We start from the raw sequence: 3,099 nt of genomic DNA, 5'->3' as shown, positions 1-3,099 counted from the left end.
GATCAATCTGATGCGCGAGCGCGGCTTCAGCCTGCTGCTGACCGGTTCGGCCGCGCCGGCGCGCTGGACTTTCAGCCTGCCCGACCTGATGTCCCGGCTCAAGGCGATGCCGGCGCAGGAGATCGCAGCGCCCGACGATGCGCTGCTGGCGGCCCTGCTGGTCAAGCTGTTCGCCGACCGCCAGCTCGCGATCGGCGAGGAGGTGGTGAAATACCTCGTGCCGCGGATCGAGCGCTCGTTCCATGCCGCCCGCAGCTGGGCCGCGGCGCTGGATGCCGCGGCGCTGGCCGAGAACCGCGCCGTGACGGTGGCGCTGGTCCGTAAGCTGATGGAGCAGGGGGCGGTACAGCCCTGAGGCGGCGGGCCCGAGGCCCTAGAGGTTGCGGCGATCCCAGTCGGCCTGTTCGCCGCTGGCGACCAGGGCCTCGAAATTGCCGGCCGCGCCGAGCAGCTCGTTGTCGAGCGCCAGCATGAGCCAGTCCATGCAGCGGCGGTCGGAAACCGAGCTGCCTGCCTGGAAGCGCCGGTTCAGCGCCAGCCGGGCGCGTTTCACGGCGGTATGGAGCGCGGCGAAATCCTGCAGCAGGAAATCGTCATCGGGCCGTACCTGAAGTTCCAGCCGCGGATCGAAGGCTCCCTCGAGCCAGGAATTGAACAGTACCGAGACGAGACCGTCGAGGCAGTCCTGGGCGGAGATGCCGTTCGGTTCCAGATAGAGCGCCAGCCACGACCGGCATTGCCGCACCGCTTCGCGCAGCACGGCATAGTCTTCCTGCAGGAATCCCTGAGACATGATGCTGAACATCCCGGCCAGGCGCTGATCCATGCCGACAGGGGACCATATTCCGGGCCTCGCCGGGTGTGGCCGTTCAGTGACGATGAGAGGGAGAGACGGAGGGGGTGTCAGGCTGGCGCCGCCTAGTCCAGCTTCCGGCCGTCCAGTTCCTGCCGGATGCGCTCGGCTTCCCTGCGGGCCTGCTCGCGGGTGCCCTTGTCCCGGCCGAAACGGATCCGGTTTTCGGCGGCCTGCGTCTTCGCCTTCACCCGCTCGCGCTGCTTGCGCGCCTTGTTCAGGTTGACCAGATCGCCCATCGCCCTGCCGTCAGTTCTCGACCCGCGCCGGAGCGCTGAAGGAGTAGCCGTGACCATAGATCATCTTGATCGGCGCTTCCATCTGCGCGGTCTCCTTGATCTTGCGGCGCAGCCGGTTCACCACCGCATCGAGATGCCGGTTGTCCCAGCTGGTGTGCGGCCGGGCGAGGATCTGCGCCAGACTGTCGCGCGAGCAGGGTTGCCCGGGCTGTTCCACCAGCGCATTGACGAAGGCGAATTCGGTGGCAGTCAGCCGAATGTCCCTCCGGTTCGGTGCGATCAGCTGCCACGACGCGCGGTTCAGCACCCACTGGTCGGGCACGGCACCCGGGGCTGCCTGCGGGTTCTGCAGCCGCCGCAGCAGGCTCTGGATACTGGCCTCGATCTCGCGCAGGCTGCTGTGCTTGACCAGATAGATGTCGGCGCCGCTGTCGTAACCGCGGACGCGGTCGTCGGGTTCTCCATGTGCCGTCAGCATGATGATGCCGCAGCTGTGGCTCTCGCGGATCTGTGCAGCGAGATCGAAGCCATTCCCGTCGGGCAGGCCGATATCCAGGATGATGATGTCGGGTAGATCCGGCTTCCGCAGCTCGGCCTTCAGGGCGGCAGCGGTCCCGACGCCGGCGGCGTCAAAGCCGCGCATGGTGAGGTAATCGACCAGATCGATACGCAGCGAGGGTTCGTCCTCGACGACCAGGATACGCGTCATGCTACGGGGTCCTGAGGGGCGATGGAGTGGATATGCAGCGGCAGCCGGATCAGCGCAAGAGTGCCGCCATCCGGGGGGACCTCCAGGCTCAGCTCGCCCTGATGGTACTCGAGCAGCTTGCGCGCGTTATACAGGCCCAGTCCGGTTCCCGTGGCCGCCCGGGTGTTGGAGGCGCGGAAGAAGCGCCGCCCGACCGAGCGGCGTTCGGCCTCGGGGATGCCGATGCCCCGGTCCCTGACGCCGATGACGATGTCGCCGCCTGCCACAACGATCGAGACAGTGACGGGCGTATCCTCGGGCGAGTATTTCAGCGCGTTCTCGACCAGGTTGATGACGACCGTGGCGAGCATGTCCTGATCGCCGAAGTAGCGGGGCAGGTCGTCGGCCATATTGAAGGTGAGCCGATGGCCGCTGCCCGTCATGTCGAAATGCCGGGCGATGCTGCCGGTGAATTCGGCCAGATCGATCTGCTCGGGCTGCATTGCCTCCTGATCAAGCCGTTCCGAGTCGAGGAAGCGGTCGATCAGCTGCACCAGACGGCGCACGGCCTGGCGGATGCTGTCCAGTCTGCTGGCGACGGCTTCGGGCGGGCTTGGAAGGACGACGGCGATCATTTCGGCTGCACGGTCGACCACGGCCAGCGGCGTGCGGAATTCATGCGTGACCATCCGCAGAAGCTGGTGCTGCTCCTCGCGCAGGGCTTTCTCGGTGGCCAGGGCGGCCCCCAGCTGTTCCTGCAGCTTGCGGCGTTCATTGACCTCATGCGAGAGCGCCTCGTTCTTCTGTCGCAGATCGGCGGAAAGCCGGATGCCGACCATGAGAAGCTGGCAGAGGAAATAGGCCGTGATGAAGACATTGATCTCGAAGAAGTAGATCGCCTGGGCATTGGTGGTCGCCGCGGGCATCTCGCGGAAAGTCTCCTGGAGGTGGATGGCGACACTGCGGGCGACGGAAGCGGCGGCATGGCAGCTCAGGAAGAAGATGGTGATCCAGCGCAGCAGTCTGGGCTGGCTGCGATCTGATGCCAGCGTCCAGATCATCACGGCAATGCAGAGAATGGTAACACCGGTCGCGCCGTGGGTGCGGATCGCGACATTCGCCGGATCGAGGGCCAGTGCCAGCGACCAGAACAGGACGGAGAAGATGACGACTCCAATGCCGAGCGCAGGCAGTGGCTTGCGGCTGAGGAAGCGCGCCAGTCCATCGGCCACCAGCGCCAGCGCCAGATTGATGATCGTGTTGTCGAGGACGATATGCCACGGCGCCGGTTCCGGCCCGCGCAGAACGACCAGCAGCAA

Annotated in this window: 5 protein-coding genes; 1 reads left to right on the top strand and 4 read right to left on the bottom strand. The window is 66.1% G+C overall.

Annotated features, from left to right (window positions below):
* On the top strand, positions 1 to 355 hold a 355-nt coding region (locus VKZ87_RS10400), incomplete at its 5' end, for an HdaA/DnaA family protein (RefSeq protein ID WP_414655643.1).
* A gap of 18 nt (positions 356 to 373) precedes the next feature.
* Here the strand turns inward: VKZ87_RS10400 and VKZ87_RS10395 are convergent.
* The 4 genes from VKZ87_RS10395 to VKZ87_RS10380 form a co-directional block, all read right to left on the bottom strand.
* On the bottom strand, positions 374 to 793 hold the full coding sequence (locus tag VKZ87_RS10395) for a hypothetical protein (RefSeq protein WP_324221188.1): 420 nt from the start codon (positions 791 to 793) through the stop codon (positions 374 to 376).
* Between the two features lie 125 nt (positions 794 to 918).
* The gene (locus VKZ87_RS10390) at positions 919 to 1,092 is read right to left on the bottom strand and encodes a DUF4169 family protein (protein WP_324221187.1); all 174 of its coding nucleotides are present in this window, start codon (positions 1,090 to 1,092) and stop codon (positions 919 to 921) included.
* A gap of 10 nt (positions 1,093 to 1,102) precedes the next feature.
* Positions 1,103 to 1,801, bottom strand: coding sequence for a response regulator transcription factor (locus VKZ87_RS10385; RefSeq protein ID WP_324221186.1), 699 nt, complete (start codon positions 1,799 to 1,801; stop codon positions 1,103 to 1,105).
* Positions 1,798 to 3,099, bottom strand: a 1,302-nt coding sequence (locus VKZ87_RS10380; protein ID WP_324221185.1) for a HAMP domain-containing sensor histidine kinase, incomplete at its 5' end; no start/stop codon positions are given. The genes VKZ87_RS10380 and VKZ87_RS10385, both read right to left, overlap by 4 nt.

Source organism: Ferrovibrio sp., assembly GCF_035304305.1.
Lineage (GTDB): Bacteria > Pseudomonadota > Alphaproteobacteria > Ferrovibrionales > Ferrovibrionaceae > Ferrovibrio.
This window is presented reverse-complemented; position numbering and strand designations above follow the sequence as displayed.

What these genes read in the sequence shown, in the direction of transcription:
- VKZ87_RS10395 (WP_324221188.1), bottom strand. Translation starts at nt 793, where the DNA reads ATGTCTCAGGGATTCCTGCAGGAAGACTATGCCGTGCTGCGCGAAGCG.
- VKZ87_RS10385 (WP_324221186.1), bottom strand. Translation starts at nt 1,801, where the DNA reads ATGACGCGTATCCTGGTCGTCGAGGACGAACCCTCGCTGCGTATCGAT.
- VKZ87_RS10390 (WP_324221187.1), bottom strand. Translation starts at nt 1,092, where the DNA reads ATGGGCGATCTGGTCAACCTGAACAAGGCGCGCAAGCAGCGCGAGCGG.